Here is a 26,405-nt window from a genome sequence, read left to right as displayed (position 1 = left end):
CTTGTCTGACCGACCGATTACGGTAACGTCAGCCGCGCCACGTTGTTGCGGTCCGCGCTCTTGAAATCCACGGGCGCGCCGTTCCGGCGCACCGATTCGACACCCTTCACGTTGCCGATCACGAGCTTGTACGGTGCGGCACCGCCGCCGGTCACGACGTCGCCGGCCTTTGCGGTGCCACCGAGCACCACCTTGCCGTTGCGATCGCGGACCTCGTACCAGGTATCGGCCGAGAAACGCAGTTCCACGTCGCCACCGGCCGCCGCGGCAGCCGCTGCCGCTGCCGTTGCCGCTACCGCTGCCGCCGGCGCGCTCGCCGCGGGGGTTTCCGTCGCACCCGGCGCCGTCGGCGCCGTCAGGGCGCCACCGGTGGCCAGCGGCATGCCGCTCGCGGTCGTGGCGGTCGCCGTCGTGGCGGTACCCGCCGTGGCCGGCGCCGGGGCCGTGATCGCGGGCGCCTCCGAGGGAGCCGGCGAATCGTTGCCCGTCATCACGGGCGGCAGCGCCGCGGTCACGGTGCCATCGCCGCTGGACTGCGGCGTGGCCTCGTCCGTCGCCGCCGTTTCGGCCGCGTGTTCGTTCTGCTGATGGCGCGCCTCGAGCCACGCCTTGGCATGGTCATAGCCGAACCAGCCGCCCGCGCCGAGCACGGCCACGACGAAGAACAGCCAGACCCAGCGGCCACCGCTGCTTGCCGAGCCGCCCGAACCGAAGCGGTTGCTCGAGCCGAAGCGATTGCGGTCGTCGAACGTCTGGTTCAGCGAACCCTCGTGCCGGCGCGTGATCTCCGCCACGGGCGTGGTCTGCGCCTGCGCGTGATAACGGCCCAGCAGCGGATCGATATCGATATGGAGCGTGCGGGCATAAGCACGCATCACGCCCTTGGCGAACGTCACGTCCGGCAGGCTCGACACGTTGCCGGACTCGATCGCCGCGAGCTTCGTCGCCGCCACCTTGAGCCGCGCGCTCACGTCCTCGAGCGACAAGCGCTGCGCCTCGCGCCCCGCCTTGAGCTGTGCGCCGATCTCGCGCGCCACGGCGTCACGATCGGTCTCCACCACGCCCGAAGCAGTCTGGCTTTCGGCACGCTCCTGTTCACTCATCCCATGCTCCCTGTTCAAAGGCGCTCAGCTCGCGCGATTCCGGAAACCGGCTGCGCAATTGCGACACGAGCGCGTTCTGCGTCGTGGCGTCGCCGCGCCGGTGCGCGATGCGCAGCCCGAGCCAGAGCGATTGCGCGCTCGGCGTGCGGCTGTTGTTGACGCGCCCGATATATTGTTGTGCCTGCACGAGGTCGCCACGGCGGTAGTAGACCAGCGCAAGATTGGTGATTGCCGCCTGGTTGTTGCGGTCGTAGCCGAGCGCGCGCAGCAGCGTCTTCTCCGCGCCCTCGCTGTTGCCGGTGCGCATCTCGCACACGCCCAGGCTGATCAGCGGCTTGACGGGGCCGCTCGCCGACGGCGCGTCGACCGCGCGGCGCAGGATCGGCAGACCTTCGCCCGCACGGTTGTTCTGGCACAGGAACCAGCCGTAGTTGTTCAGCACGTCGGCATCGTTGGGCCGCATCGACAGCGCGGTGCGGAAGCTGTCTTCCGCGAGCGCGCGTTCGTTCATGCCCTGATAGGCCAGCGCGCGCATATGGTACGCATCGACCATCGCCGGATCGATCGCGATCGCCTGCTTGCTTTCGTCGAGCGCCACGGAATATTGCCCGGCCTCGAGATAACCCATCGCCAGCTGCAGGCGAATCATCGCCCGGCGACTGACGTCGGTCTGGTCGGAGGCGGTCGGGATACCCTGCGGCTGCGGATTCGGCAGCGTGCAGGCAGACAACATCACCAGCCCGAACAGGGCCGCGACAATCAGACGCATCATGCGGGGCGAGCCTCCCGAGCTTTGCCGGCCGCGTTGACCGGCACCACTGGCACGATCTTGCCGAACTTGCCGCGCTCGGCCAGACGGGTACGATCTATGACTTCGCCGGCCAGCTGGCCGCATGCGGCGTCGATGTCGTCGCCGCGCGTCTTGCGGATCGTGGTAACGATGCCCGCGTCCATCAGCACCTGGGCGAAGCGTCGGATCTGCTCGTTGTTCGAGCGCTTCAGCCCCGATTCCGGGAACGGGTTGAACGGGATCAGGTTGAACTTGCAGGGCACGTCGGCCACAAGCTTCAGCAGTTCCCGCGCGTGCTCGACGCCGTCGTTGACGCCATCGAGCATGCAGTATTCGAAAGTAATGAAATCGCGCGGCGCGAACTCGAGGTAACGGCGGCATGCCGCCATCAGTTCGGCCAGCGGGTACTTCTTGTTCAGCGGCACGAGCATGTCGCGCAGCGGATCGTTCGAGGCGTGCAGCGAGACCGCGAGCGCCACCGGAAGATCCTTCGACAGCCGGTCCATCATCGGCACGACGCCGGACGTGGACACCGTCACGCGGCGGCGCGACAGGCCGTACGCGTTGTCGTCGAGCATCAGCCGCAGGGCCGGCACGACCTGGTCGTAATTGAGCAGCGGTTCGCCCATGCCCATCATCACGACGTTCGAAATCACGCGTTCGTCCTTGGGACCACGGCCCAGGTGCTCGCGCATCGCGAATTCGGCCATCCAGAGCTGGCCGATGATCTCGCCGGTGCTGAGGTTCCGCGAGAACCCCTGCTTGCCCGTCGAGCAGAAACGGCAGTTGACCGCGCAGCCCGCCTGCGAGGACACGCACAGCGTGCCACGCGTTTCCTCGGGGATATACACGGTCTCCACCGCATTGCCGGCACCGACATCGACGAGCCACTTGCGCGTGCCGTCGGACGACACGTTGTCGGCGATGACGGACGGCGCGCGGATCTCGGCGCGGGTCGCGAGCTTTTCGCGCAGCGACTTGGCGAGATCCGACATGGCGTCGAAACGGCTGGCACCGAACTGGTGGATCCAGCGCTGCAACTGGCGCGCGCGGAACGGCTTCTCGCCGAGCTCGCCGCAATAGGCGGTGAGCGCGTCCGCATCCAGATCGAGCAGATTGACGAGATCGTTCATGACTACAGTTCCAGCGTGGATTTCAGCGTGATGTCAGCAGGGACAATCAGCGGCTGTAAACGTTCAGACCCGCGAAGAAGAATGCGACTTCAGCGGCAGCGGTTTCCGCACCGTCCGAACCGTGCACGGCGTTCGCGTCGATGCTGTCGGCGAAGTCGGCGCGGATCGTGCCCTTGTCGGCCTTCTTCGGGTCCGTGGCGCCCATCAGGTCACGGTTCTTGGCGATGGCGTTCTCGCCTTCCAGGACCTGGATCATCACCGGGCCCGACACCATGAAGTCCACGAGGTCCTTGAAGAACGGACGCTCCTTGTGCACGCCGTAGAACTGCTCGGCTTCGGCGCGCGACAGCTGGACCAGCTTGGCGGCAACGATCTTGAGGCCGGCGGCCTCGAAACGGGCGTAGATCTGGCCGATAACGTTCTTGGCCACGGCATCCGGCTTGATAATCGACAGGGTGCGTTCGATCGCCATGAAAAACTCCGAAAAATGAAGGGGTTACTAAAGGAATAAACGTGCAATTCTAGCACGAGACAATGACGGATTCGAGCGGGGGCAACCGGGGTTGCACTGTGATCGCGTGTAATCTTTTCCCGGTCCCGTCGTGTGGTATTTACATCACACTTGCGGAACAGTTTGCCTTGCGCCACGTCAAATGTGTTCGAATCTGCAAGACAAGCGTTTATATGGGTGGTTGTTAAGACAATCAATGAGATTACATTGCCGTAATACTTGGTGGCCGCCCCTTGCAATTCAACTGACGCGGTGCGACATTCAGACTGTGCCGCGCCGGGGCCACCCGGCCACACCATTTTGAGACAGGAGTCACCATGAACGAAAGGCTCGATACCTATAGCTTCGGCAACAGCGCCTCGGGCGCCAATGCCGCGATCGCGCGCAACCGGGTCCTGCGCAACACATACTGGCTGCTCGCATTGTCGATGGTCCCCACGGTGCTCGGCGCCTGGCTGGGCGTCGCGATGGGCGGCTTCACACTGATCGCGGGAAGCCCGGGCATCTCCGCCATCCTGTTCATCGCCATCATGTTCGGCTTCTTCTTCGCCATCGAGAAGACGAAGAACAGCGGACTGGGCGTCGTGCTGCTACTGGCCTTCACATTCGTGATGGGCCTGTGGCTGTCGAACCTGATCGGGGTGACGCTGCGTTTCTCGAACGGGCCCGCGCTGATCATGTACGCGTTCGGCGGCACCGCGGCGGTGTTCGCGACGATGGCGACCATCGCCACGACGAGCAAGCGCGATTTCTCGGGCATGACCAAGTTCCTGATGGTCGGCGTGATCATGCTGATCCTCGCCTCCATCGCGAACCTCTGGCTGCATCTGCCGGCGCTGATGATCACCGTGTCGCTGATTGCGATCGCGATCTTCTCGGCGTTCATCCTGATCGACGTGCAGCGCGTCGTGAACGGCGGCGAAACGAACTACGTGACGGCCACGCTCGCGATCTACCTCGACGTGTACAACGTATTCGTGAACCTGCTGGCGCTGCTGGGCATCTTCGGCGGCAACCGAGACTGACGGCGACTGCCAACGACTTCGGTCGTTGAAAAAAACCGGCCTTCGGGCCGGTTTTTTTATGCGCGATCGAATACCGCGATCGACTCCACGTGCGACGTGTGCGGGAACATATTGACCACACCCGCGCCGCTGAGCCGGTAGCCCGCCTCGTGCACGAGCAGACCGGCATCGCGCGCCAGCGTGGCCGGGTTGCACGACACGTAGACAATGCGCTTCGGCAGCACATCGCTGCCCTGCTGGTGGAGTTCGGCGAGCGCCTTGCTCACGGCCAGCGCGCCCTCGCGCGGCGGGTCCACGAGCCAGCGGTCGAAGCGGCCCAGCTGGGCGATATCCTCCGCGGTCACCTCGAACAGGTTACGGCACGCAAACGACGTCTTGTGCGCCAGCCCGTTGTATTCGGCATTGGCCAACGCGCGCGTGGTCAGCGCCTCGCTGCCCTCGATGCCCATGACCGAGGTCCCCTGCGTGGCCAGTGGCAGCGTGAAATTGCCGATACCGCAGAACAGGTCGAGCAGCCGGTCCGACGGCTGCGCGTCGAGCAGACGCAGTGCGCGGCCGATCAGCACGCGGTTGATCTGGTGATTGACCTGCGTGAAATCCGTGGGCTTGAACGGCATGCGGATGCCGAACTCGGGCAGCGTGTAGGCGAGCTCGCGGTCCGTCGGGTGGAACACGTGCACCGTGTCCGGCCCCTTCGGCTGCAGCCAGAACTGCACGTTGTGCTGGTCCGCGAACGCGCGCAGCAGGTCCTTGTCGGCATCGGTCAGCGGCTCGAGGATACGCAACACGAGCGCCGTCACGTCCTGCCCCACCGCAAGTTCGATCTGTGGCATGCGGTCGCGAATGGACAGGCCTGTCACCAGTTCGCGCAGCGGCATCAACAATGCTGACACATGCGGCGGCAATACTTCGCATGACGTCATGTCCGCCACATAGCTGCTCTTGCGCTCGTGAAAGCCCACCAGCACCCCGCCCTTCTTGGCCACGTAACGCACGGTCAGGCGCGCGCGGAAGCGATAGCCCCAGTCCGGGCCGGCGATGGGACGGAACACGACGTCGGGACGCACCTTCGACAGATGCCAGAGGTTGTCTTCGAGAATGCGCTGCTTGATGGCGAGCTGCGCGCGCGAGTCCAGATGCTGCATCGAGCAGCCGCCGCAAACGCCGAAATACTGGCAGCCCGGCGTGACACGCATCACGGACGGCTGCTTGATCTCGACCAGCGAGGCCTGCTCGTAGCTGGGCTTGCGCTTGAAGCTGCGGTAGCTCACGGTTTCGCCGGGCAGCGCGCCTTCGACGAAGATCACCTTGCCCGGGGTGCCATCCTCGTTGACGAGGCGGCCCACGCCGCGCGCTTCCATATCGAGGGCATCGATGACCACGACTGGCTCGATCTTCGGTTTGGCGGGGGGTGCGGATGGGGATGCGGCGGACGCGGCACCTGACGGCGCGGTCTCCACCTGCTCTGGCTGGACGGACACGGATTGAGACACCTGCGGGGACCTGGCGTATTGTTTTGCGAATGCGCGATTGTATTCCATGGAGACACGACGATGGAGTTGCTGAACTGGAACGTGCAGTGGGGCCGCGGCGCGGATGGCAAGGTGGACCTTGCGCGCACCGTGGGCACGCTGCGAGAAATGGCCGATGCCGACGTGATCTGCCTGCAGGAAATCACGCGCGGGTTCGGCGATATCGCGGGCGGGCCACAGCGCGACCAGGTAGCCGAACTCACGGCCCTGCTTCCCGGCTACCGCATCCTGTTCGCGCCCGGCGTGGACCGGTACGGCAACGATGGCGCGCCGCGCCAGTTCGGCAATGCGATCGCCACGCGGCTGCCCGTGCGCGAGGTCTTCCGGCATGCGCTGCCGTGGCCCGCGGACCCGAGCGTGCCGTCGATGCCGCGCGTCGCGCTGGAGGTGACCGTGGAAACGGGGACCGCCGCCGCGCCGCAGCGCGTACGCGTGATCACGACCCACCTCGAGTACTACTCGGCCTCGCAGCGCGCGGCACAGGCGGAAGCGCTGCGCGTGTGGCATGCGGAAGCCTGCGCCCATGCGCGGCATCCGGGGCGCGACGAGAAAGGTCCGGGGCCGTTCGAACCCGAGCCGCGCCCGACGCAGGCGATTCTCTGCGGCGACTTCAACAGCAAGGTCGATGACGTGGCCTACCGGCACATGCTCGTGCCGTATGGCGACGGCACGCCGAACTGGCGCGATGCGTGGGTGCATACGCACCCCGGCCAGCCGCATGCGCCCACGTGCGCGCTATACGACCGCGAGCAATGGAACGAGCCGCCCTTCGCGTGCGACTTCGTGTTCGTGACTGAGGATTTGCGGGATCGCGTAAAGCGCTGCGAGGTGAATGGCGAGACGCCGCACTCGGACCATCAGCCCATTCACCTGAGCCTCGATATCTAGGCGGACGCCCCTAGAACGACTCGTCGTCCTCGGCCTCTTCGCTGACGGGGCGCAGCTGGAACGCGCGCAGGTATTCCATCCACTGCTCGCCCGGCAGTTCGGCCAGCGATTCCTGCACGAACGCGACCTCATGATCGAATTCGCGCGCGGACAGGCCGCCGCGCATCAGCTGGAAGCGGCAGTACACGAGGTACGTGTTGACGACGTCGGTCTCGCAATACGCGCGAATCGCGTCGAGCTGGCCGCCCTGATAGGCCTCCCATACCTTGCTGCCGTCCATGCCGAGCTTGCCCGGGAATCCGCACAGCTTGGCGAGGTCGTCGAGCGGCGCGCTCGCGCGCGGCTGGTACATCGCCAGCAGGTCCATCAGGTCCAGATGCCGCATGTGATAGCGGCTGATGTAGTTGTTCCACTTGAAGTCGCGGCTGTCGTCGTCGCGGCCTTCGCCCATCTCCCAGTAGCGCGGCGCGGACACGCCGTTGACGAGTCCGCGATAGTGCAGCACGGGCAGATCGAAACCGCCGCCGTTCCACGACACGAGCTGCGGGCTGTAGCGCGCAATCAGTTCGTAGAACTTCTGGATCAGCGTGGCCTCGGTGTCCTCGACGGTGCCGAGCGAGCCCACATGGAAGCTGGCCGAACCGTCGCGCTGCGTCCGGCGCAGCACGCATGAAATCGCGGCCACGCGCTGCAGATGGTGCGGCAGGAAATCGGAGCCGGTCTTCTCCCGGCGGGCGGCAAACGCATGCTCGGCGACTTCGGCGTCGCTCATCGATGCGGGATGGTCATGCAAACGGCGCAGGCCGGCGACATCGGGAATCGTCTCGATGTCGAATACCAGCACAGGTGTCATAAAACAGCGTCCTTCCTTACACCTTGCGAAGCGAAATGCCGCTTGAGCTTGACCAGCGCTTCCTGCTGGATCTGGCGCACGCGCTCGCGCGTCAGGCCCATTTCCTCGGCCAGCTCCTCGAGCGTGGCCGGCTCGATGTGGTTGAGGCCGAAGCGGCGTTCCACCACATAGCGATGCTTCTCCGACAGGCGTGCGAGCCAGAGCTTCATCAGGTTTTCCAGCTCGCGGTGAGCGACCTCCTGATCCGGCGCGGCATTGTGCTCGTCGGAAAGGAAGTCCAGCAGGCTCGAGCCCGGGTCGAGATCGAACGGCGTATCGAGCGAGGTGGTGTGTTCATTGAGTGCCAGAACGTCCTGCACCTCGTCAGGCGTCTTTCCGAGGAGATGTGCGATGTCCTCGAGGCTGGCGTCGCGGCCATCCGTGCCACCCTTTTCGAGGTGGCGCTTGGCGCGCAGGACCTGGTTCAGTTCGCGAATCACGTGCACCGGCAGGCGAACCGTGCGCGCCTGGTTCATGATGGCGCGCTCGATGCTCTGGCGGATCCACCATGTGGCGTACGTGGAAAAACGGAACCCGCGCGACGGGTCGAATTTCTCGATCGCATGCATGAGGCCGAGGTTGCCTTCCTCGATCAGGTCGAGCAGCGGCACGCCCCGATTGAGATAGCCCTTCGCGATGCTGACCACGAGGCGCAGGTTACGCTCGATCATCACCTGCCGCGCGGAGAAATCGCCTTCCTTCGCGAGCGTCGAGAAATGCAGCTCCTCCGGCGCGGACAGCAGCGGCTTGATACTGATGCGATTGAGATAGTGCTGGACCGTATCGGCGGCGAGTTCGGTATGCAGGACCGTCTTGAAGTCGTCGGGTTCGGCGGCGGGTTCGGCTCCGCCCTCTTCTTCCTCGTCTTCTTCGTCCTCGTCGTCGTCATCTTCGGCGACGGGCTCTTCGCGCAAACCCGCACGCGATACCGCGGTAATCGGCTCGTCGGTCGCAGGCACCATCTCGGCGGCGGGGTCGCCGTCGAACATCTCGGGGTCGACCGCGGCCACTACGCCGTCGTCGACTGCGTCGTCAGCCTGCGCCACCACGCCAGCCTTTCCTTCCGGCTGCTTGGGACGACGGGTCCTGCTGACAACTCCGGATGAAACAGTTTTCTGGCGTGGCATGAAACCTCACTGTGGCGGCAGATACCGCATTGGATCGACCGGTTTTCCGTTCTTTCGAACCTCGAAGTGCAGCTTGACCCTGTCAGTATCACTGTTACCCATTTCGGCAATCTTCTGGCCCTTCCGAACCGTTGATTGCTCTGCCACCAGCACCTTGTCGTTATGCCCGTATGCGGTGAGATACGTTTCATTGTGTTTGATGATGACAAGATTCCCGTAGCCGCGCAAGGGGCCTACGTGAATCACCTTACCTTCCTCCGCGGCGAGTACGGGATCCCCCTTCTTGCCAGCAATATCGATGCCCTTGTTGCCCTTTTCATCGAACTTCCCGATCAGCTGACCGGTCGCCGGCCATGCCATCCGCATCGACCCTTCGGCCACTGCGGCCGAGGCTGCCGAAGGCGCGGAAGCCGCCGCCGCGGGCGGCGTCGCCACCGGTGCCGCGGCAGTCGTCGCGGGCGCGCTGGCGGCCGATGCGGCCGACATCGGCGTGCCCACCGGACGCGATGCGTCGATCGGCTGCGCCTGCACGTTGCCGGCATTGATCGGCACCGTCGCCACGCCCGCCGCCGCGTTCGGATCCGCGCTCGGCGGCACCACGCGCAACAGCTGGCCGACCTCGATCTGGTTAACGTTGCCGAGATTGTTCCAGCCCGCGACATCGCGATACGACTGACCGTTCTCCAGCGCGATGCGATACAGCGTATCGCCACGCTTGACGCGATAGTACCCCGGCGGCGCCGGTTCGGTCGTTGAAGCGCCAGGCGTGCCGGCGGTGGATGTGCGGTCGACCACAGGCGCGGGGGCCGGCATGGGCGAATTGGCGCATGCGCCGAGCAGCGCGGCCATGGCGGTGACGACGAGAACCTGTCCTGCGCGAGCGAAATGATCCGATTTCACGTTGTTGTGCATAGTTCGACTCAGATGGTGCCCGATTTTAAGGGCACAAAGAAAACAGCTTCAAGCGCGGTCCGATGAAAGCGATGCCGGTTGAGGCGCTCGATAAGCAGCAACTGCTGCGCGCCGCCCTGGCCGCCCGCCCCCGCGGGCACCGCCACGGGCGCGATGAGCCTGCCGCCGATCGCGAGCTGCTCCAGCAGGGCTTCGGGCACCTCCATGCCCGCGGCCGCGAGAATGATCGACGAAAACGGCGCCGCCTGAGGCAGCCCCAGCATGCCGTCGCCGTAATGCAGCCGCACGTTAGGCAGGCGCAACGGCCGCAGGTTCGCCTTGGCCTGCTCGTGGAGCGGGCGAATTCGTTCGATCGAGAAAACTTCTTCGGCGGCGAGGCTCAGCACGGCCGCCTGATAGCCGCAGCCGGTACCGATCTCGAGCACGCGCGCGAGCGGCTGTTCCGGCGGAAGGCCGTCGCGCAGCAGCTCGATCATGCGGGCCACCACGGACGGCTTGGAAATGGTCTGCTGATGCCCGATCGGCAGCGCCGCATCTTCATAGGCCTGCGACGCGAGGCCCGGCTCCATGAACAGATGGCGCGGGACGGTACCGATCGCGCGCAGCACGCGTTCGTCGCGAATGCCCGATGCGCGCAGCCGCGCGGTCAGCGCGCCGCGCGCGCGATCGGAGGCCATGCCGCCGCCGCCGGCCGTCGCGGCCGAGGTGCGGGCCTCGACGGCGCTGCCCGGCGTCACCGGTTGCGGCGTGGTGGCCGACAATGCCGGCTTGCGTCCGCGCTGCACGGCCGAACTCAGTGCGGAACTGAGCGGCTTGAGCGCATTCGGGGGAGTCTGCGCGGCGGGCACGACGGGCACCGCCGATTTGCGCGCGGCATCGATCGCGGGCATGCCCGCGGTGCGTTCGGGCGCGGGCTTGCGCTCGACCACCGCGTCGAGCGTGAGCGGAAAGCGGGATCGCGGCGGTGCCGTCATGCGAACGCGCTCCGCATCATCGATACGCAGCGTGCCGCTGCGCGGGCCGGCCGGCGGCTCAATTGCGCTCCAGCCATTGCCCCAGCTGTGCGAGCTGGGCGCGATGCGTGAGATCGAGCTGCAGCGGCGTGATGGAGACGAAGCCCTCCGCGGCCGCGTGGAAGTCCGTGCCTTCGCTCGCATCGAGCGCGTCGCCCGAAGGCCCGATCCAGTAGTTCGTGTCGCCGCGCGGATTGACCTGCGTGATCACGGGCTGCGACGGGTGCCGCTTGCCAAGACGCGTCGCGCGCAGTCCGCGCAGATGTTCGTAAGGCAGATTCGGAATATTCACGTTCAGCAGGAACGGCGACGAGGATGAAAACGAAGGCGGCGACGAGATGACGTGCTCGACCACCTCGCGCGCGATGCGCGCGGCCGCGTCGAGGTGCTCCCAGCCCTTGTCGACCTGCGAGAACGCGATCGACGGAATGCCGAACAGATACCCTTCGATGGCCGCGGCGACCGTGCCCGAGTACAGCACGTCCTCGCCCATGTTCTGGCCCTGGTTGATCCCCGAGACCACGAGGTCCGGCCGGTCCTCGAGCAGGCCGGTGAGCGCGACGTGCACGCAGTCGGTCGGTGTGCCATTGATGAACGTGAAGCCCTTCTGCACCCCCTCGCGCGCCTCGAATACCGAGAGCGGACGCTGCAGCGTCAGCGAATTCGAGGCGCCGCTGTGGTTCTGTTCCGGTGCGATGACCGTAACGCGTGCGAGCGGCGTCAATGCGGCGTGCAGCGCCGCCAGGCCGGGCGCGAGGTAACCGTCGTCGTTGGCGAGAAGGATATGCATGGCCGCGATTGTACCCGAGCGACGCGGTGCGGCATGCGTCGAACAGGCCCAAAAATACGGCACGGCGGCAAACAGAACGATCGTGCTTTTTTGCGTTACACTTGCCCGCACGCTGCACCGGCAACACACTCACCACCACTCCGGAGACATCATGAAAGCCGTACTGTGCAAGGCCTGGGGCCCGCCCGATTCGCTCGTCCTCGAAACGCTGCCGGACTTCGTGCCCGGCGATGGCGAGGTGATCATCGACGTGAAAGCGGCCGGCGTGAACTTCCCCGACGTGCTGATCATCCAGAACAAATACCAGGCCAAGCCCGAACTGCCCTTCTCTCCGGGCTCCGAGCTCGCGGGCGTGGTCAATGCGGTCGGTGCCGGTGTCACGCACGTGAAACCTGGCGATGCGGTGATCGCCTACCTCGGCAATGGCGCGTTCGCCTCGCAGGCGCGCGCGAAGGCGGCGTCTGTGGTGCCGATGCCCCCGGGCATCGACTTCGAGACCGCCGCCGCGTTCACGCTGACGTACGGCACCTCGCACCACGCGGTGGTCGATCGCGGCGAACTCAAGGCCGGCGAGACGATGCTCGTGCTGGGTGCCGCGGGCGGCGTGGGACTGGCCGCGATCGAGATCGGCAAGGCGATCGGCGCGCGCGTGATCGCCGCGGCGTCCACCGACGAGAAACTCGCGGTCTGCAAGGAGCACGGCGCCGATGCGGTCATCAACTACACGACCGAAGACCTGCGCGAGCGCATCAAGGCGCTGACCGATGGCAAGGGCCCGGACGTCATCTACGATCCGGTGGGCGGCGTCTATGCCGAGCCCGCGTTCCGCTCCATCGCCTGGCGCGGCCGCTATCTCGTGGTGGGCTTCGCCAATGGCGAAATCCCGAAGATGCCGCTGAATCTCGCGCTGCTCAAGGGTGCGTCGCTGGTGGGCGTGTTCTGGGGCGATTTCGCGCGCCGCGAGCCCAAGCACAACCAGGCCAATATGGCGCAGATGCTGGGCTGGATGAAGGAAGGCAAGATCCGCCCGCATATCTCGGCGCGCTACCCGCTCGAGCAGGCGCCGCAGGCGCTCAAGGACATGGAAGCGCGCAAGGTGACGGGCAAGATCGTCATCGTGCCGTAACAAACCCCGCGGATCAGAGCTTCTCGGTCTCTCCGCTCTGCGGCTGCCACTTCATCAGCCGCTTTTCGAAGAGACTGACGATCCAGTCCAGAATCAGCGCGAATGCGGTCAGCACCACGATGCCCGCGAACACCGTGTTGATGTCGAACGTCCCCTCCGCCTGCAGGATCAGATAACCGACCCCGCTCGCGGAGCCCAGATATTCCCCCACCACGGCGCCGACAAACGCGAGCCCCACCGACGTATGCAGCGACGAGAACACCCAGCTCGTCGCGCTCGGCAGATACACGTGGCGCAGCAGCTGCTGGCGGTTCGCGCCGAGCATCCGCGCGTTGGCCAGCACCACGGGGCTCACTTCCTTGACGCCCTGATAGACGTTGAAGAACACGATGAAGAAGACGAGCGTGACGGCCAGCGCCACCTTCGACCAGATGCCGAGGCCGAACCAGACCGCGAAGATCGGGGCCAGGATCACGCGCGGCATCGAGTTCATCGCCTTGACGTAGGGGTCGAGGACCGCGGCCGTCATCGGGCTCAGCGCGAGCCACAGCCCCACGCCGAGGCCGGCCACGGTGCCGATGCCGAATGCCAGCACGGTCTCGATCAGCGTCACGCCGAGGTGCTTGTAGATATCGCCCTCGGTGATGAACCAGCTCCGGATGCGCTGGGCCACCATCAGCGGTTCGCCGAAGAAGAAGGCCACCTGCTGCGAGCGCGTGGCGAGGTGCCATGCCAGCAGGATCACCACGAGGACCAGCAGTTGCCAGACCCGCAGCATGGCGGGAGAGTTGGGTCGCATCGCCATGATCAGGCTACCTTGCGTTGTTGAGCATAGCCTTTCAGGACTTCTTCGCGCAGCACGTCCCAGATGGCCGCATGCAATTCCACGAAGCGCGGATGGTTGCGCACCTCGGCCACGTCGCGCGGACGGGGCAGATCGATCTCGAATTCGCCGATCGGATGCGTGCCCGGCCCCGCCGACAGCACCACCACGCGGTCGCTCATCGCGATGGCTTCGTCGAGGTCGTGCGTGATGAACAGCACCGCCTTGCGTTTCGCGGCCCACAGGTCGAGCACCTCGTTCTCCATGAGCTGGCGCGTCTGGATATCGAGCGCCGAGAACGGTTCGTCCATCAGGATGATGTCGGGGTCCAGGACCAGCGTCTGCGCGAGGCTCACGCGCTTGCGCATGCCGCCCGAGAGCTGGTGCGGATAGCGGTCGCCAAACCCGCCCAGGCCCACGCGGCGCAGCCACTCCTCGCCCTGCGCCGCGGCGTCCGCGCGCGGCACGCCGCGAAACTCGAGTCCGGCGATGACGTTGTCGAGCGCGTTGCGCCACGGCATCAGCGCCTCGGCCTGGAACATGTAACCGGCCCGGGCATTGATCCCATGTAACGGCTCGCCGAATACGCGCACGGTGCCGCTCGAGGGTTCGAGCAGGCCCGCGCCGACGTTGAGCAGCGTGGACTTGCCGCAGCCCGTGGGGCCGACGACCGAGACGAACTCGCCGGGCTGGATGGTCAGCGTGGTATCGCGCACCGCGGTGTAGCGCTGGCTGCGGTCTTCGCGCGATACGAACGTGCAGGTCACGTTCTCGAGGGACAGGGCTGGCGTGGTCATGGGGCGACGCGGATGCGGCTGACTTGTGGCTTACTTGTACTTGGCGTTGGCCTTCTGCACGAACGCGTTCGTGAACGTGTTCTCCAGCTTGATCGGCTTGCCCTTGATCTCGGGGTCGAACTGCTGCAGCGTGTTCAGCGCGGTACGCGGGCCATCGGCCGGCATCACGCCGTCGGGCGAGATCGCTTCGCGCACCTTCTCCCAAGCGGCCAGATAGAGCGCGCGGTCGCCGAGCAGATAGCTCTCGGGCACCGTCTTGACGATATCGGACGGACCCGCCTTCTGCAGCCACTTGAGCGCGCGCACCATCGCGTTGGTCATGGCCTGCACGGTGTTCGGGTTCTGCTGGATGAATGCGGTGGACGCGTAGAGGCAGCCCGACGGCATATTGCCGCCGAACACGGCCTCGGTTTCCTTCAGCGTGCGCGTGTCGGAGGCGATCTTCACCTCGTTCTTCTGCGTCAGCATCGAGATCACGGGGTCGAGGTTCGCCATCGCGTCGATCTGGCCCGAACGCATCGCGGCCACGGCGCCGGCGCTCGCGCCCACGCCGATGAACGACACGTCCGACGGCTTGAGCCCGGATTTGGCCAGCACGAAGTTGGCCATCATGTTCGTGGACGAACCCGGCGCGGTCACGCCGATCTTCTTGCCCTTGAGGTCGGCGATCGACTTGTAGTTCGGCATGGTCTTGCTGGAGACCACGAGCACGATCTGCGGCGCGCGGCCCTGGAGCACGAACTCCTGATACTGCTGCCCCTTGGCCTGCAGGTTGATCGTATGCTCGTACGCGCCGGACACCACGTCCGCGCTGCCGCCGACCACGGCCTGCAGCGCCTTGGCACCGCCGGCGAAATCGACGATCTCGACGTCCAGGCCCTCTTCCTTGAAGTAGCCCAGCCGCTCGGCGATCGTCAGCGGCAGGTAATAGAACAGGTTCTTGCCGCCCACCGCCACGGTGACCTTGGGCTTTTCGGGCTTGCCCTGGGCCAGCGCGTAGCCGAACGTGAACCAGCCGGCGAGGAACAGCGTGAGGGCGATCAGCAGCTGCTTCCAGAATTTCTTGTTGTACATGGCATTGTCTCCAACTGTCGTGCTTCGAGCCGTCGCCACAATGCAAAGGGGCGCCCTCGCATGCTACGCGAGTGGCGCCCTCTCCGCATCGGGATCACTACTTAAGCGTTTGCTTACGCAAATATCATTCCGCGTGGATATCGGCCGACTTGATGACCTTGCCCCAGCGCGCAAGCTCCGCGCGCTGGTACTGATCCAGCTGCTGCGGGTTCATGTACTTGGCCTCGGCGCCCAGTTCCTCGGCCTTCTTGCGGAATGCCTCGGTCTTCATGATCTTGTCGATCTCGCCGGTCAGCTTGTCGATGACGGGCTTGGGCGTGCCGGCCGGCGCGTACATCGCGAACCACGACGACACGTCGAGGTCGGGATAGCCCGCTTCCGGTGCCGACGGCACGTCCTTCAGGCTCGGCAAGCGCTCCTTGCTCGTGACCACGAGCGGACGCAGCTTGCCCGCGGCGATATGGCCCATCAGCGGCGGCGGCGTGGTGATCGTCAGATCGACCGAACCGCCGAGCAGGTCCGTCATCGCCGGGCCCGTGCCCTTGTACGGCACGTGCGTGATCTGGATGCCGGCCATCTGGTTCAGCAGTTCGGTGGACACGTGCTGCAGCGAACCGTTACCCGACGACGCGTAGTTGAGCTTGTTCGGATTGGCCTTGGCATAGGCCACCAGTTCCTTCAGCGACTTGACCGGCAGCGACGGGCGCACGACGAGCACCTGCGGGGCGGACAGCACGTTGGCCACGGGCATGAAGTCCTTGACCGGATCCCACGAGGCCTTGGTCAGCAGCGGCGTGATCACGTGAAAGCCCGAGTACTGCAGCAGCAGCGTATAGCCGTCTGCCTTCGAGCGCTGCACCACCGAGGCGGCGATGCCACCGTTGCCGCCGGGACGGTTGTCCACGACCACGGGCTGGCCGAGCGCCTTCGACAGCGGCTCGGAAATCATGCGCGCGGCGATATCGGTGGTGCCACCGGCCGCGGCCGACACGACCAGCGTGATCGGACGGCTCGGGTACGTGCCGTCCTGCGCGTGGGCGGCGCCCGCCGCGAGCAGCAGCGAGGCCGCCACGAGAGAGAGGTTGCGTTGCATGAGTTGTCTCCGTATGTCTTGTTCGAGGTTTGTGAGGATGGGGAAAATCTACTGACCCTGAAAATGCGCGGCCATCCAGGCCGGTGGCTGATGCGTGCGCAGGCGCGGTCCCGCGCGCAGGAGCTGGCTCGAGATCTCGCGCTCGACCAGTGCCGGCAGGCTCGCCACCACGTCGAGCAGCGCGTCGAGGTCCACGCCCGTGTCCACGCCCATCGCGGCGAACATATGCACGAGCTCTTCGGTACTGACGTTGCCGCTGGCGCCGGGTGCGTAGGGGCAACCGCCGAGGCCGCCGGCCGCCGCGTCGAAGCGCGTCACGCCGGTCTGCCAGGCCGCCATCGCATTGGCCAGGCCCATGCCGCGCGTGTTGTGCAGATGAATGGTCAGCGCCGTATCGGGCAGGCGCTTCTGGAAGTCCTCGCAGAGCGCGGCCACCTGCGTCGGAAACGCCATGCCCGTGGTGTCGCACAGCGTGATGCCGGCCGCGCCCGCCTCCGCGAACGCCTGCGCAAAGCCCATGACGTCGTCCACGCCGACCTCGCCCTCGAACGGACAGCCGAACACGGTGGACAGCGACACGTTGACGGGCACGCCGGCGCGGCCTGCTTCGGCGATCATCGCCAGCAGCTGGGCGCGCGACTGCTCGCGCGTCATGCGCAGGTTCGCGCGGTTGTGCGTCTCGCTCGTCGACATCACGAGGTTGACTTCATCGGGGTGGCACGACAGCGCGCGCTCCAGGCCGCGCAGGTTCGGCACCAGCACCGTGTAGCGCACGCCGGGCACGCGCTCGATCTGATGCATGACCGCTTCCGCATCGGCCAGCGCGGGAATCGCCTTGGCCGAGGTGAACGACGTGGCCTCGATGCGCGCAAACCCGCAGTGCGACAGCGCATTCACGAAGGCGACCTTGCCATGGGTGGGCACCACCACGGGCTCGATCTGCAGGCCGTCGCGCGGCGCCACGTCGTTGATCTCGACGCGGGCCGGGCCCGCCAATGGGTACGCGTTGCCGGCGCTCATGCAATCACTCCTCGTGCACGCAGATCGGCGATCGCATCGGCATCGAAGCCGGCCTGCGACAGCACGGTGTCGGTATGTTCGCCGAGCGTCGGCGCGCGGTCGTGGATCGCGCCGGGATTGCCCGACAGCTTCGGCATGACGCCCGGCACTTCCACCGTGAGTCCCCTGGCGGACGTCACCGATTCGATGACGCCGCGGGCGCGGTAGTGCGGATCTTCGGCAATGTCCTTGACGGTATAGATGCGGCCCGACGGCACCTGCGCCTCGCGCAGGACCTCCAGCGCGGAGGCCACGGTCTGCGTGCGCGTCCAGGCGGCGATGGCCGCGTCGATTTCTTCCACGCGCTTCACGCGGCCGTCGTTCTGCGCGAGCGACGGATCTTCGCCGAGGTCCGGACGGCCCATCGCCTGCATCAGGCGGCGGAAGATCGCATCGCCGTTGGCGGCGATGAGCACATACTCGCCGCAGCCGCAGGGATAGGCATTGGACGGCGCGATGCCGGGCAACGCGCCCCCCGCGGGCTGCCGCACGGCGCCGAACGCCGAATACTCGGGCAACAGGCTTTCGCTGAGGTTGAACAGCGATTCATAGAGGGCCACGTCGATGACCTGCCCTTCTCCGCCACGCGCATCGCGCTCGTACAGGGCGAGCAGCACGCCCAGCGCGCCGTGCAGGCCGGCGATCGTGTCGCCGAGCGACAGGCCCGCGCGCACCGGCGCACGGCCCGGCTCACCCGTCAGATAACGCAGGCCGCCCATGGCCTCGGCCACGGCCGCGAAGCCGGGCTCGTCCTTGCGCGGGCCGGTCTGGCCGTAGCCCGACACCCGCACCATGATGAGTTTGGGATTGTCGGCATGCAGCACGTCCCAGCCGAGGCCCCACTTCTCCATGGTGCCCGGGCGGAAATTCTCGATCAGGATGTCCGCCTCGGCGGCGAGCTTGCGCACGAGCGCCTGGCCTTCGGGCTGGCGCAGATCGATACAGATCGATTGCTTGTTGCGCGATTGTGCTTCCCACCACACCGAGGTGTCTTCGTGGAGCATGCGCCATTTGCGCAGCGGGTCACCCTGGCCCGGGGGCTCCACCTTGACGATCTGCGCGCCGAAATCGGCGAGGGTCTTGGCCGCGAACGGGCCGGCAATCAGTTGGCCCAGTTCGAGGACCCGAATGCCTTCGAGAATCTGTCGCGCCATGTCGGTTGTCTCCTGTTATGTCGGAGGCGAGTGTGCCCCAGCCGGGGCGGGCGACGGAATCGGCAATCCGGAAAGCGGGCTTTCTCGGAACGCGAAGGTTAGGGAAAACGCGGAGGCGGCGCGGGAGGCGCCGTCAGAACGGCGCGCGGTCGCCGCAGAGATGGGTGATCAGCAGCCGGGCCGACACGGTCAGCGCGGCCGGATCGCGCATGCCGATCAACAGCGAACGCCGCGCCCACGGGTCCTGCAGCGAGACCAGCGACAGGCCCATCGACTTCACGTGCGGCTCCGCCGCGATGCGCGGGAGCACGCCCACGCCGAGGCCGGCCATGACCATGCGGCACATCGCGTCGAAGCTGCGCACCTGGATACGCAGCCGGAACGGCCGCTCCAGCCGGCTGCTTTCCTCGAGCAGTCGCGCCGCGAGCGACGTCACCTGCGGCAGGCTCACGAAGTCGTAGTCGAGCGTGTCGGCGTAATGCACCGGCCCGCGCTGCGCGAGCGGATGGCCGTGCGGCGTGATGATGACGAGCTCGTCCTGCCGGTATTCCACCGTCACGAGCCCCGCGCAAGGCGTGCGGTCCGCGAAGATGCCGACGTCGGCGCGGTTCTCGACGAGCGCGGCGACGATATCGGCGCTGTTCTGCTCCTCGAGCTCGATACGGATGGTCGGATGCTGGCGCATGAACTCGGCCAGATCGTCCGGAAGAAACTGCGTGATGGCCGACGTATTGGCGCACACGCGCACCTGGCCGCGTACGCCCGACGCATAGTCGGACATGACGCCGGCCATGCGCTCCACGTCCTGGAGGATGGTCAGCGCGTGGTGGTAGCACGCCTGCCCCGCTTCGGTCAGCTGCACGCCCGCGGCATGGCGGAAGAACAGCGGCGCGCCCACCGCGGTCTCGAGGTCCGAGATCCGCTTGCTGGCCGCGGCCACGGCCAGATGCGACTGGCGCGCGCCCGCGGAAATGCTGCCATGGCGCACGACGGCCACGAACAGGCCGAGTGTGACGAGGTCGAAGCGGGCGAGATTCATGGCGCGGGGAGCGATCGGCGGAGGGAGGGAGGCTGGCAGTCCGTGTCTACAGGCTGCGGCGATCCATCACGGCGCGCGCGATGGTGCCAGCATCGACGTATTCGAGTTCGCCACCGACCGGTACGCCGCGCGCGAGGCGCGACACCTTGAGGCCGCGGGACTTGAGCATCTCGCCGATGTAGTGCGCGGTGGCCTCGCCCTCGGTCGTGAAGTTCGTGGCGACGATCACCTCGGAGACCGGGCCGCCGAGCTCGGGCTCGGTGGCGCGCGCGAGCAGACGGTCCAGATGGATCTCGCGCGGGCCCACGCCGTCGAGCGGCGAGAGGCGCCCCATCAGCACGAAGTACTGGCCGCGGAAGGTCAGCGTCTGCTCGATCATGATCTGGTCGGCAGGCGTCTCCACGACGCACAGCAGCGAGGCGTCGCGGTCCTCGTCGCGGCAGGTCTCGCAAAGATCCTGCTCCGTGAACGTATTGCAGCGCTGGCAATGGCGAATGCCATCGGCGGCGCCACGCAGCGCGTCGCCGAGCTTGCGCGCGCCGTCGCGGTCGTGCTGGAGCAGGTGGTATGCCATGCGCTGGGCCGATTTCGGCCCCACGCCGGGCAATACCTTGAGCGCCTCGATCAGTGCCTGCAGCGAGGTCGGGGGCGCAGCCCTCATGCTCAGAACGGGAGCTTGAAGCCCGGGGGCAGCCCCGGCATGCCTGCCGTCATCGAACCCATCTTTTCCTGCGTGGTGGCTTCGGCCTTGCGCACGGCATCGTTGAACGCGGCGGCGACCAGATCCTCGAGCAGGTCCTTGTCGTCGGCCAGCAGGCTCGGATCGATCGTGACGCGCTTGACGTCGTTCTTGCAGGTCATCAGCACCTTCACGAGACCGGCGCCGGACTGGCCCTCGACCTCGATCAGCGCGAGCTGATCCTGCATCTTCTTCATGTTTTCCTGCATCTGCTGGGCTTGCTTCATCAGCCCGGCCAGTTGACCTTTCATCATGGTGTTGCTCCTGTAGTCGTGTCAGTGTCGAGGGGAGCGGCCGTCCCGGTGCGTTGGTCCCTGTCCCTTGCGGCCGCCCTGTTGTGTGGAGGTCAGGCGGCGCGCGGCTGGATCGAGCCCGGCACGATCTGCCCGCCGAACTCGCGCAGCAGGCCCTGGACGAACGGGTCGCCTTCGATATTGGCTTCGGCCTCGCGCTGGCGCTCGGCGCGTGCCTGCGCATCGGCGGCGGCGGCGGTCTCGAATACGGCGCCGATCTCGCATTGCACGCGCACGTCAACGCCGAAATGTTCGCTCAATACCTGCTGCATGCGGTCCGCCACGCCGTTTTCGGCGATGGCGGCCACGGGCACGCGCAGGAAGACGGTGCGGCCCACCACGCGCGCGAGTTCGCTCTGATAGGCCAGCTGCTGGGCCAGGCCGCGCAACGGCAGGCTGGCGGCCAGCGCGGGCCAGTCGGCGGCGGTGCCGGTGAATACGGGCGGCGTGCCGTCGGCATCGGCCGCCGGGGCGACCGGGGCCGCGCGGACGGCGGGCGCGGCGGGGGCCTGCGGCTGCGATGCAGCGGCCGGGCGCGGCGTACCGTTCGTGGATCGATCGTTCTGGGATCCGCCGTTCTGGGATCCGCCGTTCTGGAACCTGCCGTTCTGGGACCCGCCGCTCTGGGATCCACCGTTCTGGAACCTGCCGTTCTGCGACCCGCCGTTCTGGGACCCGCCGTTCTGGGACGCCCAGCTCTGCTGTGCCCGATCCTGCTGTGCCCGATCTTGGTGGGACCGATCTTGGTGGGACCGATCATGCGGGGCGCGGTCTTGCTGGCCCCGGTCGAATGACGCGCGGCGGCCGGTATCTTCCGGTGCCATGTCCTGCGCATCGAACATCATGCTGGCGTCATAGCCGGGATCGCTGCCATACGGGCCGATCAGCGGCAGATCGGGCGGCATCTCCTCCCAAGGCGGCACATCGCTGCCACCGGCCATTTCCCACGGCGGTACCGAGTCGCTAGCCTGCGCGGCACGCTGCGGCCGCTCGGACGCTCTCGGCGCAACACTCGGCGCGGCACTTGGCGCAACACTCGGCGCGGCACTCGGCGCAACATTCGGCGCAAGCGTCGCCGGCGCAGGCACCACCGCGGCGGCGGGCCGGTTGGCGGCCGGCGGGCGCAGCGGCTGCGCAGCGGGACGAGCAGGCGGTGCGGCAGGCTTCGCAGCCGCCGCAGGCAGCGGTGCGCCCGCCGGCGCCCCGCTCCGTCCACCGCGTCCGGCCGTCGCCTGACGCGCAGCCAGCAGCGCCGCGCGTGCCGGCGACATCGCGGCGTCCGGCACAGCGGCCACGGGAGTGGACTCGAATGCTTCAGCGGCCATTTCGACCTTTTCGACCCCCTCGCTCCCAACAGAGGCTTCGGGCTGCGGGGCGATCTCCGCGACGCCGGCCGCCGGGCCCGGTTTCGGCTCCGTTACGGCAACCACCGCGGGCGGGTCCGCTTCCACTGCCGCCTCCACCGCCGCAGCCACTCGCATCGCCGGCGCCGCGGCCGGCGCGGCAACGCCCGGTGCGCGCGGGCGCGCGGTCTGGCCGCCGCCCTGCCCCGTCACCGGTGCCGGCGTCGCCGCCGACGGCCGGAACGCAAGCATCCGCAGCAGCGTCATCGTAAAGCCCGCGTACTCGTCCGGCGCGAGCGCCAGTTCGTTGCGGCCGATATTCGCGATCTGGTAGAACAGCTGCACTTCCTGCGCATCGAACAGCCCCGCCAGGCGGCGCACATCGCCCGCCTCGGGCCATTCGTCCTGCACGGATGCCGGCACCGCCTGCGCGAGCGCCACCTTGTGCAGCAGCGACCCAAGATCCTGCAGCGCGCCCGCGAACGACAGGCTGCGGTCCGCCATCGAATCCGCGATGCCGATCATCGTGGCACCATCCTCGGCCGCCAGCGCGTCGAGCAACTGCACGAGGTAGCTCTGGTCGATCGCCCCAAGCATGCCGCGCACCGCTTCCTCCGACACCTGCCCCGCGCTATACGCAATGGCCTGGTCGGTCAGCGACAGCGCATCGCGCATGGACCCATGGGCGGCCTGCGCAAGCAGGCGCAGCGCATTGCCATCGTGCGTGATGCCTTCCTGCCCGAGGATATGGTCGAGGTGCGAGACGATATGTCCCGGCGGCATCTGCTTGAGGTTGAACTGCAGGCAGCGCGACAGCACCGTGACCGGAATCTTCTGCGGATCGGTCGTGGCGAGAATGAACTTGACGTGCCCGGGCGGCTCTTCCAGCGTCTTCAGCATCGCGTTGAAGGCGTGGTTGGTCAGCATGTGCACTTCGTCGATCATGTAGACCTTGAAGCGGCCGACCGTCGGCGCATACACCGCCTTGTCGAGCAGCTGCGCCATTTCATCGACGCCGCGGTTGGAGGCCGCGTCCATCTCGATGTAGTCGACGAACCGCCCGCTGTCGATTTCCTGGCAGGCCTTGCACTGGCCGCACGGCTCGGCCGTGATGCCGCCGCTGCCGTCAACGCCGGTGCAGTTGAGCGCCTTGGCCAGAATCCGCGAGAGCGTGGTCTTGCCGACGCCGCGCGTGCCGGTGAACAGATAGGCGTGGTGCAGCCGTTGCTGTTCCAGCGCGTGCGTGAGCGCGCGGACCACGTGCTCCTGTCCGACCAGCGTGGTGAAATCCCTGGGGCGCCATTTGCGCGCTAGAACTTGGTAACTCATGGCGGCGATTGTAGCAAAAGGCAACGCCTACCCACACTCGCCCACATAGCCGCAGTTCGCGCATTTGGCACAGCCGTCGATCCGGTGCAGCGCATGGGCGCCGCACTCCGGGCACGGCTTGCCGGAACCCACGCCCGGCGCGCCCGCCGGCAATACCGCGCCGCCCGGCGTCCCACCCCCCGGCCCGCCGCGCCAGCCGTGCCGCCGGCGTTCGTGGCCAGCCCCGGCGCACCGGTCTGCGCCCCGCCTTGCCCCCCGCCCTCGCGCTCCGCCAGCCGCGCGGCAAGCTGCGGCGCCGACATCGCGCCGCCCTCCTGGTCGAGGAACCCGCGCTTGATCAGGATCCGCTGCAGCGCATAGCCGATCGCGGCGACTTCCGAGTCGTGGAATCGCGGAATCTCGCTGCCGTCGGGCCGCGTCAGCGTGCCATACCGCACGGTGCCCTTGTCCCAGACGACATTGCGCATATCGGCCAGCGCCTTGCCCACCGGCCCGCCCGACCGCGCGACCATCGACAGCAGCCGCATGGTCGAGGTGATCCACTGCTGCCCTTCGGTCCGCTGCCCCGCAGGCATGAAAAACTCGATCGGCCGCTCGATGGTCACCACCTCGCCGCCCACGACACCCGACACCCGCAGGAAGTTGACCGTGAGGTAAACGGTCTTGTGCCCTTCATAGGTCATGTACTCGACCTTGGACGTCACGCCCTCGAGGTCGCCGAGCGGCCGGCTGTTGAAATGGCGCAGCAGCGGATCGTCGTCGGCCGGCGCGGCGGACACGGCCGCCGGTGTGGACGTCGCCGGTGTGGACGTCGCGGATGGGGCAGCCACCGACAGCACTGCACCCAGCACGCTGTTGGGCCGGTACGTCGCCAACCCCTTGAGCCCCGCGCGCCACGCCTCCAGATACAGATTGCGGAATGCCTCGTACGGGTAGTCCTCCGGCACGTTCACGGTCTTGCTGATGCTCGTATCGATAAACGGCTGCACGGCCTCGAGCATGCGCATATGGTCGAGCGCGGACATCTGCAACGCCGTGACGAAGCTCTCCGGCAGCTTGTCCATGTCGTGCCCGAGGTGCCGGTACAGCCGCCACGCGTGATCGGCCACCTCGAACACCTCGTAGGTATCGTCGGGCCGGCGCTTGCGCCGGTTGTACGTCCACGAGAACGCGGGCTCGATACCGTTCGACGCGTTGTCGGCGAACGCGAGCGTGATCGTGCCCGTCGGCGCGATCGACAGCAGATGCGAGTTACGCATGCCGTATGTGTCGATGGCCTCGCGGACGGGCGCGGACAACCGGCTCACGAACCCGCCGGCCAGATATTTCTGCGCATCGAACAGCGGAAACGCGCCCTTCTCCGCCGCCAGCTCCGTCGAAGCCAGATAGGCCTGATCGCGCAGCGTCTCCGCGATACGCGCCGCCACGTCGCGCGCGGCCTCCGAGTCGTAACGGAGGCCGAGCATCACGAGCGCGCTGCCGAGCCCCAGGAAACCGAGCCCGATGCGGCGCTTGGCGCGCGCCTCCGCTTCCTGCTCGGCCAGCGGCCAGTACGTGATGTCGAGCACGTTGTCGAGCATGCGCGTGGACACGCGCACCACTTCGGCAAACGCGGCGAAGTCGAACCCGCTGCGCGGCGTGAACGGCTCGCGCACGAACTGCGTCAGGTCGATCGAACCGAGGCAGCAGCAGCCATACGACGGCAGCGGCTGCTCCGCGCACGGATTGGTCGCCTCGATCGTCTCGCAGTAATACAGGTTGTTGTCGGCGTTGATATGCGACAGGAACAGGATGCCGGGCTCCGCGTGATCGTAGGTCGCGTGCATGACCTGGTCCCACAGTTGCCGCGCCGGCACGCGCCGGTAGACCCACTTGCCGTCGTCGCGGCGGTAGGCGCCCGCGTCGATCAGTTCCCTCGCGGGCTCGGCGTCGTGCACGAGTTCCACGTCCTCGCCCGCCTCCACCGCCTGCATAAAGGCATCGGTGACGCCGATCGAGAGATTGAAGTTCGTCAGGTCACCGCGATCCTTCGCATGGATAAACTGCTCGATATCGGGATGGTCGCAGCGCAGGACGCCCATCTGCGCGCCGCGCCGCGCGCCGGCGGACTCCACGGTCGCGCACGAGGCATCGAACACCTTCATGAACGACACCGGCCCCGAGGCGCGCGAATGCGTGGCGCGCACGAACGCACCCGAAGGCCGGATCGCCGAGAAGTCGTAGCCGACCCCGCCGCCGCGGCGCATCGTCTCCGCGGCCTGCGCCACCGCCGTGTAGATACTCGGCTTGCCCGCGTGGGGCTCCGATACGGCATCGCCCACGGGCTGCACGAAGCAGTTGATCAGCGTCGCCTGAATACCGGTGCCCGCGGCCGAGTTGATACGGCCCGCCGGAACGAAACCGCTGTCGAGCGCCCACCGGAATCGCGCGGCCCATGCCTCGCGTTGCCCCGGCGCTTCCGCCTCGGCCAGCGCGCGCGCGACACGGTCACGCACATCGGCGATGGTCGTCTCTTCGCCCTTCGCATACTTTTCCAGCAACACCTCGGTGGAGATGTCCTGCGGGGCCAGCCCGCCATGGAGAATCTGGTCGTTGGCGTTCATGTGTCGATCCTGTTCCGGAGAAAACACAACCTCGATTCGCGGCTTGAGATACAATGCCGGTCGGACGGGCCTCCTCGCATGGTGGCGCGGTCAACCTGGTCAGGTCGGGAACGAAGCAGCCACAACCGTTTTCCGCCAGTGCCGAGGGTCAGGCTCGTCCCCCTTCCCAGTATTTTCAACAGCTTCCGCTTTCCAGATCTGCTTTTATCTAAGATCT

At 66.8% G+C, this 26,405-nt stretch carries 23 protein-coding genes, 1 other RNA gene and 1 pseudogene; 4 read left to right on the top strand and 21 right to left on the bottom strand.

From position 1 onward, the window contains the following. Positions 1 to 17: 17 nt before the first annotated feature. The 4 genes from FOB72_RS03925 to ndk are packed head-to-tail and all read right to left on the bottom strand — an operon-like array spanning position 18 to position 3,498. Positions 18 to 1,103, bottom strand: coding sequence for a RodZ domain-containing protein (locus tag FOB72_RS03925; protein WP_150371323.1), 1,086 nt, complete (start codon positions 1,101 to 1,103; stop codon positions 18 to 20). Next, entirely contained in the window at positions 1,096 to 1,875 is a 780-nt protein-coding gene (gene pilW, locus FOB72_RS03920) for a type IV pilus biogenesis/stability protein PilW (protein WP_150371322.1), read from the bottom strand. Before pilW ends, FOB72_RS03925 begins: the two co-directional genes overlap by 8 nt. Continuing rightward, positions 1,872 to 3,026, bottom strand: coding sequence for a 23S rRNA (adenine(2503)-C(2))-methyltransferase RlmN (gene rlmN / locus FOB72_RS03915; protein WP_150371321.1), 1,155 nt, complete (start codon positions 3,024 to 3,026; stop codon positions 1,872 to 1,874). The genes pilW and rlmN overlap by 4 nt, the downstream gene beginning before the upstream one ends. 46 nt (positions 3,027 to 3,072) lie before the next feature. Next, positions 3,073 to 3,498 carry a nucleoside-diphosphate kinase gene (gene ndk / locus FOB72_RS03910; protein ID WP_150371320.1) on the bottom strand — a complete coding sequence of 142 codons (426 nt, stop codon included), beginning with the start codon at positions 3,496 to 3,498 and terminating at the stop codon, positions 3,073 to 3,075. Positions 3,499 to 3,854: 356 nt separating this feature from the next. Between ndk and FOB72_RS03905 the strand changes: the two genes are divergently transcribed. Next, complete coding sequence (locus FOB72_RS03905; RefSeq protein WP_150371319.1) at positions 3,855 to 4,562, top strand: Bax inhibitor-1/YccA family protein; 708 nt, start codon at positions 3,855 to 3,857, stop codon at positions 4,560 to 4,562. 56 nt (positions 4,563 to 4,618) lie between these two features. Here the strand turns inward: FOB72_RS03905 and rlmD are convergent, their stop codons facing one another. Continuing rightward, positions 4,619 to 5,923 (bottom strand): 23S rRNA (uracil(1939)-C(5))-methyltransferase RlmD, encoded by a 1,305-nt coding sequence (gene rlmD, locus FOB72_RS03900; RefSeq protein ID WP_263364771.1) that lies wholly within the window; start codon positions 5,921 to 5,923, stop codon positions 4,619 to 4,621. A gap of 192 nt (positions 5,924 to 6,115) precedes the next feature. On the opposite strand from rlmD, the gene FOB72_RS03895 reads away from it, so the two are divergent. After that, a complete protein-coding gene (locus FOB72_RS03895) occupies positions 6,116 to 6,982 on the top strand; it encodes an endonuclease/exonuclease/phosphatase family protein (RefSeq protein WP_150371317.1) in 867 nt (288 codons plus the stop codon). A 10-nt stretch (positions 6,983 to 6,992) separates the two neighbouring features. Here the strand turns inward: FOB72_RS03895 and FOB72_RS03890 are convergent, their stop codons facing one another. Genes FOB72_RS03890 through surE form a run of 5 tightly spaced genes read right to left on the bottom strand, consistent with a single transcriptional unit; the run spans position 6,993 to position 11,716 of the window. Then, positions 6,993 to 7,835 (bottom strand): 3'-5' exonuclease, encoded by an 843-nt coding sequence (locus tag FOB72_RS03890; protein ID WP_150371316.1) that lies wholly within the window; start codon positions 7,833 to 7,835, stop codon positions 6,993 to 6,995. Further along, a complete protein-coding gene (rpoS, locus tag FOB72_RS03885; protein ID WP_150371315.1) occupies positions 7,832 to 9,001 on the bottom strand; it encodes an RNA polymerase sigma factor RpoS in 1,170 nt (389 codons plus the stop codon). The genes FOB72_RS03890 and rpoS overlap by 4 nt, the downstream gene beginning before the upstream one ends. A 6-nt stretch (positions 9,002 to 9,007) precedes the next feature. Continuing rightward, positions 9,008 to 9,913 carry a peptidoglycan DD-metalloendopeptidase family protein gene (locus FOB72_RS03880; protein ID WP_150371314.1) on the bottom strand — a complete coding sequence of 302 codons (906 nt, stop codon included), beginning with the start codon at positions 9,911 to 9,913 and terminating at the stop codon, positions 9,008 to 9,010. Between the two features lie 8 nt (positions 9,914 to 9,921). Next, on the bottom strand, positions 9,922 to 10,887 hold the full coding sequence (locus tag FOB72_RS03875; protein WP_150371313.1) for a protein-L-isoaspartate(D-aspartate) O-methyltransferase: 966 nt from the start codon (positions 10,885 to 10,887) through the stop codon (positions 9,922 to 9,924). A 58-nt stretch (positions 10,888 to 10,945) separates the two neighbouring features. Continuing rightward, positions 10,946 to 11,716 (bottom strand): 5'/3'-nucleotidase SurE, encoded by a 771-nt coding sequence (gene surE, locus FOB72_RS03870; protein ID WP_150371312.1) that lies wholly within the window; start codon positions 11,714 to 11,716, stop codon positions 10,946 to 10,948. Positions 11,717 to 11,867: 151 nt separating this feature from the next. On the opposite strand from surE, the gene FOB72_RS03865 reads away from it, so the two are divergent. After that, positions 11,868 to 12,842, top strand: a complete 975-nt coding sequence (locus FOB72_RS03865; RefSeq protein WP_150371311.1) for an NADPH:quinone oxidoreductase family protein — start codon at positions 11,868 to 11,870, stop codon at positions 12,840 to 12,842. A gap of 13 nt (positions 12,843 to 12,855) precedes the next feature. Here the strand turns inward: FOB72_RS03865 and FOB72_RS03860 are convergent, their stop codons facing one another. The 11 genes and pseudogenes from FOB72_RS03860 to FOB72_RS03810 all read right to left on the bottom strand — a co-directional run bounded on the left by FOB72_RS03860 (position 12,856) and on the right by FOB72_RS03810 (position 26,188). Beyond that, positions 12,856 to 13,647 carry an ABC transporter permease gene (locus tag FOB72_RS03860; protein WP_191002183.1) on the bottom strand — a complete coding sequence of 264 codons (792 nt, stop codon included), beginning with the start codon at positions 13,645 to 13,647 and terminating at the stop codon, positions 12,856 to 12,858. 2 nt (positions 13,648 to 13,649) lie between these two features. Then, the gene (locus tag FOB72_RS03855; protein WP_150371310.1) at positions 13,650 to 14,462 is read right to left on the bottom strand and encodes an ABC transporter ATP-binding protein; all 813 of its coding nucleotides are present in this window, start codon (positions 14,460 to 14,462) and stop codon (positions 13,650 to 13,652) included. Between the two features lie 30 nt (positions 14,463 to 14,492). Continuing rightward, positions 14,493 to 15,536: an ABC transporter substrate-binding protein gene (locus tag FOB72_RS03850; protein ID WP_150371309.1), complete on the bottom strand. Its 1,044-nt coding sequence runs from the start codon at positions 15,534 to 15,536 to the stop codon at positions 14,493 to 14,495. Positions 15,537 to 15,660: 124 nt separating this feature from the next. Beyond that, positions 15,661 to 16,629, bottom strand: coding sequence for a Bug family tripartite tricarboxylate transporter substrate binding protein (locus FOB72_RS03845; protein WP_150371308.1), 969 nt, complete (start codon positions 16,627 to 16,629; stop codon positions 15,661 to 15,663). Positions 16,630 to 16,677: 48 nt separating this feature from the next. Continuing rightward, positions 16,678 to 17,649: a hydroxymethylglutaryl-CoA lyase gene (locus FOB72_RS03840; protein ID WP_150371307.1), complete on the bottom strand. Its 972-nt coding sequence runs from the start codon at positions 17,647 to 17,649 to the stop codon at positions 16,678 to 16,680. Beyond that, positions 17,646 to 18,842 carry a CaiB/BaiF CoA transferase family protein gene (locus tag FOB72_RS03835; RefSeq protein WP_150371306.1) on the bottom strand — a complete coding sequence of 399 codons (1,197 nt, stop codon included), beginning with the start codon at positions 18,840 to 18,842 and terminating at the stop codon, positions 17,646 to 17,648. Before FOB72_RS03835 ends, FOB72_RS03840 begins: the two co-directional genes overlap by 4 nt. Positions 18,843 to 18,975: 133 nt before the next feature. Further along, positions 18,976 to 19,881: a LysR family transcriptional regulator gene (locus FOB72_RS03830; RefSeq protein ID WP_150371305.1), complete on the bottom strand. Its 906-nt coding sequence runs from the start codon at positions 19,879 to 19,881 to the stop codon at positions 18,976 to 18,978. A 46-nt stretch (positions 19,882 to 19,927) separates the two neighbouring features. Further along, positions 19,928 to 20,542: a recombination mediator RecR gene (gene recR, locus FOB72_RS03825; protein WP_150371304.1), complete on the bottom strand. Its 615-nt coding sequence runs from the start codon at positions 20,540 to 20,542 to the stop codon at positions 19,928 to 19,930. Positions 20,543 to 20,544: 2 nt separating this feature from the next. Continuing rightward, positions 20,545 to 20,874 carry a YbaB/EbfC family nucleoid-associated protein gene (locus tag FOB72_RS03820; protein ID WP_150371303.1) on the bottom strand — a complete coding sequence of 110 codons (330 nt, stop codon included), beginning with the start codon at positions 20,872 to 20,874 and terminating at the stop codon, positions 20,545 to 20,547. Between the two features lie 92 nt (positions 20,875 to 20,966). Next, complete coding sequence (locus FOB72_RS03815) at positions 20,967 to 23,585, bottom strand: DNA polymerase III subunit gamma/tau (RefSeq protein WP_150371302.1); 2,619 nt, start codon at positions 23,583 to 23,585, stop codon at positions 20,967 to 20,969. 27 nt (positions 23,586 to 23,612) lie between these two features. Beyond that, a pseudogene (locus FOB72_RS03810) lies at positions 23,613 to 26,188 on the bottom strand (adenosylcobalamin-dependent ribonucleoside-diphosphate reductase). Positions 26,189 to 26,251: 63 nt separating this feature from the next. On the opposite strand from FOB72_RS03810, the gene ffs reads away from it, so the two are divergent. Next, positions 26,252 to 26,350: signal recognition particle sRNA small type (gene ffs, locus FOB72_RS03805), an RNA gene on the top strand. The last annotated feature ends 55 nt before the right edge of the window (positions 26,351 to 26,405 follow it).

It is taken from the genome of Cupriavidus pauculus, assembly GCF_008693385.1.
Lineage (GTDB): Bacteria > Pseudomonadota > Gammaproteobacteria > Burkholderiales > Burkholderiaceae > Cupriavidus > Cupriavidus pauculus_D.
This window is presented reverse-complemented; position numbering and strand designations above follow the sequence as displayed.

Excerpts from the sequence above, each read along its gene's own strand:
- pilW (WP_150371322.1), bottom strand. The coding sequence starts at position 1,875 with ATGATGCGTCTGATTGTCGCGGCCCTGTTCGGGCTGGTGATGTTGTCT.
- FOB72_RS03875 (WP_150371313.1), bottom strand. The coding sequence starts at position 10,887 with ATGACGGCACCGCCGCGATCCCGCTTTCCGCTCACGCTCGACGCGGTG.
- rlmD (WP_263364771.1), bottom strand. The coding sequence starts at position 5,923 with ATGGAAGCGCGCGGCGTGGGCCGCCTCGTCAACGAGGATGGCACCCCG.
- FOB72_RS03820 (WP_150371303.1), bottom strand. The coding sequence starts at position 20,874 with ATGATGAAAGGTCAACTGGCCGGGCTGATGAAGCAAGCCCAGCAGATG.
- FOB72_RS03905 (WP_150371319.1), top strand. The coding sequence starts at position 3,855 with ATGAACGAAAGGCTCGATACCTATAGCTTCGGCAACAGCGCCTCGGGC.
- FOB72_RS03845 (WP_150371308.1), bottom strand. The coding sequence starts at position 16,629 with ATGCAACGCAACCTCTCTCTCGTGGCGGCCTCGCTGCTGCTCGCGGCG.
- ndk (WP_150371320.1), bottom strand. The coding sequence starts at position 3,498 with ATGGCGATCGAACGCACCCTGTCGATTATCAAGCCGGATGCCGTGGCC.
- FOB72_RS03835 (WP_150371306.1), bottom strand. The coding sequence starts at position 18,842 with ATGGCGCGACAGATTCTCGAAGGCATTCGGGTCCTCGAACTGGGCCAA.
- FOB72_RS03925 (WP_150371323.1), bottom strand. The coding sequence starts at position 1,103 with ATGAGTGAACAGGAGCGTGCCGAAAGCCAGACTGCTTCGGGCGTGGTG.
- FOB72_RS03855 (WP_150371310.1), bottom strand. The coding sequence starts at position 14,462 with ATGACCACGCCAGCCCTGTCCCTCGAGAACGTGACCTGCACGTTCGTA.
- FOB72_RS03890 (WP_150371316.1), bottom strand. The coding sequence starts at position 7,835 with ATGACACCTGTGCTGGTATTCGACATCGAGACGATTCCCGATGTCGCC.
- FOB72_RS03880 (WP_150371314.1), bottom strand. The coding sequence starts at position 9,913 with ATGCACAACAACGTGAAATCGGATCATTTCGCTCGCGCAGGACAGGTT.
- FOB72_RS03830 (WP_150371305.1), bottom strand. The coding sequence starts at position 19,881 with ATGAATCTCGCCCGCTTCGACCTCGTCACACTCGGCCTGTTCGTGGCC.
- surE (WP_150371312.1), bottom strand. The coding sequence starts at position 11,716 with ATGCATATCCTTCTCGCCAACGACGACGGTTACCTCGCGCCCGGCCTG.
- FOB72_RS03815 (WP_150371302.1), bottom strand. The coding sequence starts at position 23,585 with ATGAGTTACCAAGTTCTAGCGCGCAAATGGCGCCCCAGGGATTTCACC.
- recR (WP_150371304.1), bottom strand. The coding sequence starts at position 20,542 with ATGAGGGCTGCGCCCCCGACCTCGCTGCAGGCACTGATCGAGGCGCTC.
- FOB72_RS03860 (WP_191002183.1), bottom strand. The coding sequence starts at position 13,647 with ATGGCGATGCGACCCAACTCTCCCGCCATGCTGCGGGTCTGGCAACTG.
- FOB72_RS03865 (WP_150371311.1), top strand. The coding sequence starts at position 11,868 with ATGAAAGCCGTACTGTGCAAGGCCTGGGGCCCGCCCGATTCGCTCGTC.
- FOB72_RS03850 (WP_150371309.1), bottom strand. The coding sequence starts at position 15,536 with ATGTACAACAAGAAATTCTGGAAGCAGCTGCTGATCGCCCTCACGCTG.
- rlmN (WP_150371321.1), bottom strand. The coding sequence starts at position 3,026 with ATGAACGATCTCGTCAATCTGCTCGATCTGGATGCGGACGCGCTCACC.
- FOB72_RS03840 (WP_150371307.1), bottom strand. The coding sequence starts at position 17,649 with ATGAGCGCCGGCAACGCGTACCCATTGGCGGGCCCGGCCCGCGTCGAG.
- FOB72_RS03895 (WP_150371317.1), top strand. The coding sequence starts at position 6,116 with ATGGAGTTGCTGAACTGGAACGTGCAGTGGGGCCGCGGCGCGGATGGC.
- rpoS (WP_150371315.1), bottom strand. The coding sequence starts at position 9,001 with ATGCCACGCCAGAAAACTGTTTCATCCGGAGTTGTCAGCAGGACCCGT.